The organism is Kosakonia oryziphila (assembly GCF_900094795.1).
Taxonomy (GTDB): Bacteria; Pseudomonadota; Gammaproteobacteria; order Enterobacterales; family Enterobacteriaceae; genus Kosakonia; species Kosakonia oryziphila.
On record NZ_FMBC01000093.1, the window covers coordinates 1 to 5,165 of the forward strand.

Sequence of the window (5,165 nt, forward strand, 5' to 3'; positions counted from 1 at the left end):
CTTTGCGAAGTACGCCGCGGCTTTTTTTAATATGTCCCGTTCGTCAGTAACCCGCTTCAACTCCTTCTGGAGTCGGCGGATCTCGGCCTGAGCATCTGACTGTTCTTTGTTAGTGGATGAGTCCGGACCGTACTTCTTTATCCAGGCGTAAAGGCTGTGGGTGGTGATATCGAGACGTGTTGCAACGCTGGAAACAGAATGACCGCGATCAATAACCTGTTTGACTGCTTCAATTTTAAACTCTTCGGGATAACGTTTACCGCTCATGGGCACCTCTCTTTAAGTCATCTTAAATGACTCTGAGGTGTCTGTTAAACCCGTGGCGATTCACATTTCAAACTCTGAACGGGAATAACAGCCACGCCCGATATAAAGTAGTGGCTTACGCATCTGATGCAATTATGCAGGATAAGCTGATCCGTGTGGAATCCGGTATTCCTGCCGATCTTATTGTTGGCGATCTTATTGACGTTACAGGTGCGAAAGCTGCCGCCCCTGGTGATATTGCTTATGTTGTTGTTGAGCCAGCTAAAGCAGGCTCTAAGGCGTTTATTGTAGCTTCTCCAGAACATACTATTTTAGCCCTGGTTGGCGTTGAATTTGGAAGTCTGGATAAATCCTTTGCTCAAGCGCAATTAGCAACTCTTGGCTTTACTTTCACTGACTACGACACCGTAGCACTACGCACCACCTAATTAAGGATAATAATAAGAATGGCTTATTCAGATCTATTTTCTGGCAACATGTACGATTTTGCCAGCCCGTTTACATTCTCTACTCAGCTAAACCAGATCGTCACAAATTTAAATTTGTTCCGTGTTGAATATCACGACGTTAACTCTATTGCACTTGAGAAAATCACTGATGTGAAGAATCTTGTAGCACCTGAAAAGATGCCCTATGCACAGTCAGATTGGAACAGTGCAGAACGTCCAGAATTTACCAATGTGCTGTATCAGCTTAAATACACTAACTCCCTTAACTCTGTCACCTCTCGAGACCTTGAGCAGTATAAAGCGCGTGGAACGATTGACATTGCTGATCAAATTACTCTCGCTATCAACGATTTCAGCGATGCGCAGTATGCGCAGGTGAGCAACACTGTAGAAGTTGACCTGGTTGAAGCGCTGTTAGGGCTACGTGTTAATTCTCAATACGCCGGACAGGGTAATTTAGATTTCCTGGCAGGTGGTAGCAAAACCACATACACGATGGACATTAGTGCAGACGCTAACGTGTTCCAGCAACTTTCTGAAATCGGGCGCATTCAGAATGTGAAACTGGGATCAGGACTGGCCCAGGCTAAACAAGGGGCGGTGATTCTGGCTTCTGGCAAAGCAGCCGTAGCGCTACGCTATCACCCATCCGTGAAAGATTTCATGGTGTATACGCTTCCTCTTGAGCAGGGCGATAACTTCTACACCCGCACTAAAGGTGCAAACCCTGCTTTCGAAACCTGGACGCTAAACGGCGTAACCGTGATCGATGTAACCGGGTACTCTCTGATTACTGACAAAATCGGGGTTGATGGCTTCGTAAGTTTTCCTGTTATGTCTGAAAATTCAAATGCCTACGTCCTGCATAGCGGTGTTGGTGTTCGTCATGCGACACAAGGCAAAGGCGCGGAATTGTATCACCAGTATGTGATTATTGATCAGCGTTGGGGCTATCCTGAGATAGCGACAGAGTGTAGCTATCTGCCGATTGTTAATGTGCCTCAAGCGATCATCTTCGGTACTGTCTCAGAATAATGAGCGTAGACGGTAGCTCTTCCCGTAAATAACAGAAGAGCTTTAAACAGGGCGTATGAACGTTGGGAACTATGAGAGCGCAAATCTCCCCAGTGTTCCCGCCCTTTTTTATTTCCAGAATAAGGGGAAAATAAATGCAACTTATATTAAAGAGTGCGCAAGGACTGCACATAAATATTCAAGGTGACGATGCAGCCGGATTGCTGAAAATAAGCCAACTATGCGAGCTATTAGATATTAACTATAACGCAGTGAGGCAGCGTATTTTTCGTGGTGAGACTGTGGAACAGGCGATCACATATTTTCTGAACCAGAAAGGCGGCGGTAATGCTTGATCTGAATGTTAGCACCCTGAAAAATACCGTCACCTTCGTTGTGGACAAGCAGAGTATTGCAGAGGCCAAGGCCGCAGCGGATAACCTTCACCGTCATTTTTCTAAGATTAAAGATCCGAAAATTCGTTTCCAGACTCAGAAGCAACGTAGGCAGAAAGCTCGTGAACAGGTGGCAGATGCTAAAGCGGCTTTGCCTAAAACGCCCAATGACTTAAAACAGCAACGTATTGCAGAGAAAGCGGCTAAAACTCAGGCGCGAGAAGCGGCTAAGATTGCCAAACGTAACGAGACAGCCGATCTGAAGTTTCGTAGTGCTAACCTTCAAATGAAGGGGATTGTAGGGAAGTATGGCATTGATCCGGTGAAGCAATACCAATTTGCAAAATTTGCTCGCGAGCAGACAGAGCTTTTCCGTAACGGGCAGATCAGCAGCCAGAAGATGAACTATGAGCTACGCGAAAGAATCGCCCTTATGCGCCGTGAGGCGGCTTTACAGGCCCGTATAACAGCTAGTACCCAACAACAAGCGGCAGCGCTGAAACACGCCAAACGCACTGATTACGCAGGGGCTGCAAAGGGTATCAAAGAGAAGGGGCTGAATCTGATCGGCGGTGGCTCTGGGCTTCTTGCTGGTACTGCTGCTTTCGCTGGCGGGGCTGCTCTTCTCGGACGTGTTCGTGAGACAGCTACAGATAACCTCGATCTGGTGAGAAAAAGCGACAGCGTGAAGGTGAACCCAAACGCTGTTAAAGCGCTGGTACAGGCTAACCGTCAACGTGGTATTGATTCAAACTACGACACCATAGCCGACAATTTCAAAGATGTGCGCGAGCGCCTCGGAGAATCTGTAACGAATAGCCAGCTTGATCCGAAGTCTGGGAAATTTAAAGGCGGGAATGGGGCGATTGATAACATCATGAATTTATTCGGATGGAACAAACAGCAGATCGCAAAATATCAGGATAACCCGTTAGACTTTGTTCAGGCCGTCCAGAACGAAGGACAGCGTAGAGGGATGAGTGATGCTTCCATAGGTCACCTGTTTGAAGACTTGGGTAATGATATGTCCTACCTAGTGCCTATCCTGAAAAACGGCGGCGCTGAATTTGATAAGACGTTAAAACAGCTTGTTGACTCCGGTCAAACCCTGAACGATGAGCAGATTAAGCAGACATACGCCTATGGTGATTTGTCTACGACATTGCAAGCGGTCAACAATGGCTTTAATCAGAACCTTACTTCCGGCTTCCTTGAGGGCTTCGGTAATGCTGGTAAAGATTTAGCGGAGAATACTAAAGCACTAAATGAAACAGCAAAAGGATTAGGATTCGAGCTCGGAAACTTATTATCTCAAGTGACAGGATTCACGAAGGAAATAACCGATGATCTCAGTCTGTTTAATAACTGGATGAAAGAAACATTTCCTTCGCTATATTCTGATCCTGATAAGACTGTTCCTGATGCTATCTATGATAAGGCTGTTAACGGATCTGCTACACAATTTGCTGATTGGATTCAGAATAAGACGGGCTTTGATACCCGTTCAGTGGGGCCAGCTATCATGAATTGGTTAGGTGTTGGTGGTGGCAACCAGCAAGCAGGAACGGCGGCGAATCAATATAGCCTAAACGGTGATTCTCTGCGTAGTTCTGCAATGTCAGTTAGTAGTGACAATGCGCCAGCGTACACGGTGAATCCTACATTCAATCTGCAAGTGAATCCACAAGTTGGACTTACACTGCAAAGCGACGTATCAAGACTCTCAGACTTCATCGACTGGTCAGCGAAAGCAAGCGCGGATTCATTTACTCGTAGCCTTACGCTCTCAGCATTAAGCGGTCAATCATCTACAGGTGGATGATTGTGATGTCAATCTCAAGGAATCACCACATGTTGCGCTTCATTTGTAAATTATGTGTATATGTGGTGTTTTTCTTTGACGTCGCTTCGTTTGTCCCTTAACCTTGTAAGGGTAAGCAGTTCATTCTTTATCTCTAAGATGAGGTGTTTTTATGGCTAAGAAAACAGTAGTTCGTTCTGCGATAACTGGTCAGTTTGTTAAGCCCATAGAAGCTAAACGGCATCCTGATACTACGATAACTGAAACTATCAAAGTCCCTACCAAGAAAGCTAAGAAGTAAAAACATCTCAATGCGTCCATAGCGGCGCTTATTCTTTTGAATCTCTGGAGAGAATAAAATGGCTAACAATCTGTTTGTAACCTATGACTTGATTAAAACTAAAAACTATCCAGCAGTTTACGAAGCTATTAAATCATTGGGTGTAGCAGTCAAAGTTACAGAATCAAATTGGTATGTTAATTCACATTACAATTCTGAACAGGCAGCGCAAATAGTTCACAAGGTTATGGATAGTGATGATAAATTGATAGTTGTAGATGCAACAAACAATTATGCATATTGGTATAATATTTCACCTGAAACATCGAAATATATGCAAAGTGTATGGTATAAATAACATGGAGGGGGACTCCCCCTCACATTTACGGTATTTTAATATTTGATTAATTCGATATATTCTTTTAGTTCCTTCACTATTCGTTCAGGAACAGATTTAGAATACGTCTTGAAAGACTCCGTTTCTCCCCTGGCGTGACCAACTAAAATTGCTACACGACTCTCTTCAATTCCGGCGGCGTCCAGCTTCGTGATCACGGCATGTCTGAAACTATGGAACACCTTGTTTTCCTGCCCTGGGAGAATGTCGCGTTTAAGCCGTCCAAAGCGGTTTACGTGCCACGAGGAGCGCTTGCCGTCCTCTCTCTTGGTCACACTTGCACGGTAGAATAAAAAGCCGTTGTGCGGCTTCTGGCAGCGTTCCAGAACCATTGTTCTAATCGCACTATGAAGTGGAACCAACCGCGCCGCATTGCGTGTTTTACCCTCCAACACCTCGAAACATAGCACCCCCTCTACTTCACGGATATTGTCAGATTTTAAACTGGCTATTTCATTAATGCGCATCCTGTCAACGCCACGATCTGTGACCGTTATTTGCCATTTTCATGCCCGCCAGATGCTTTCTTTAATGATGCTGTCCGCTTTCCGCCATTTCATCG

6 protein-coding genes and 2 pseudogenes are annotated in these 5,165 nt (G+C 45.2%); 6 read left to right on the forward strand and 2 right to left on the reverse strand.

From position 1 onward, the window contains the following. Positions 1-267 (reverse strand): annotated as a pseudogene (locus GA0061070_RS23870) (transposase); the annotation flags it as partial. A 134-nt stretch (positions 268-401) separates the two neighbouring features. Here GA0061070_RS23870 and GA0061070_RS23875 point away from each other — a divergent pair. The 6 genes from GA0061070_RS23875 (at position 402) to GA0061070_RS23895 (ending at position 4,564) form a co-directional block, all read left to right on the forward strand. Continuing rightward, positions 402-695, forward strand: a complete 294-nt coding sequence (locus GA0061070_RS23875; RefSeq protein ID WP_244153195.1) for a hypothetical protein — start codon at positions 402-404, stop codon at positions 693-695. A gap of 18 nt (positions 696-713) precedes the next feature. Beyond that, a complete protein-coding gene (locus tag GA0061070_RS23880; protein ID WP_090138980.1) occupies positions 714-1,751 on the forward strand; it encodes a major capsid protein in 1,038 nt (345 codons plus the stop codon). 134 nt (positions 1,752-1,885) lie between these two features. Next, a complete protein-coding gene (locus GA0061070_RS23885; protein WP_090138982.1) occupies positions 1,886-2,086 on the forward strand; it encodes a hypothetical protein in 201 nt (66 codons plus the stop codon). Further along, the gene (locus GA0061070_RS23890) at positions 2,079-3,947 is read left to right on the forward strand and encodes a flotillin family protein (RefSeq protein ID WP_090138984.1); all 1,869 of its coding nucleotides are present in this window, start codon (positions 2,079-2,081) and stop codon (positions 3,945-3,947) included. Before GA0061070_RS23885 ends, GA0061070_RS23890 begins: the two co-directional genes overlap by 8 nt. Positions 3,948-4,098: 151 nt before the next feature. Beyond that, positions 4,099-4,227: a hypothetical protein gene (locus GA0061070_RS25855; RefSeq protein ID WP_279616114.1), complete on the forward strand. Its 129-nt coding sequence runs from the start codon at positions 4,099-4,101 to the stop codon at positions 4,225-4,227. A 58-nt stretch (positions 4,228-4,285) separates the two neighbouring features. Beyond that, positions 4,286-4,564, forward strand: coding sequence for a hypothetical protein (locus GA0061070_RS23895; protein ID WP_090138987.1), 279 nt, complete (start codon positions 4,286-4,288; stop codon positions 4,562-4,564). A gap of 38 nt (positions 4,565-4,602) precedes the next feature. On the opposite strand, the pseudogene GA0061070_RS23900 reads toward GA0061070_RS23895, so the two are convergent. After that, positions 4,603-5,070: pseudogene (locus tag GA0061070_RS23900) on the reverse strand (tyrosine-type recombinase/integrase); the annotation flags it as partial. Positions 5,071-5,165: the final 95 nt, after the last annotated feature.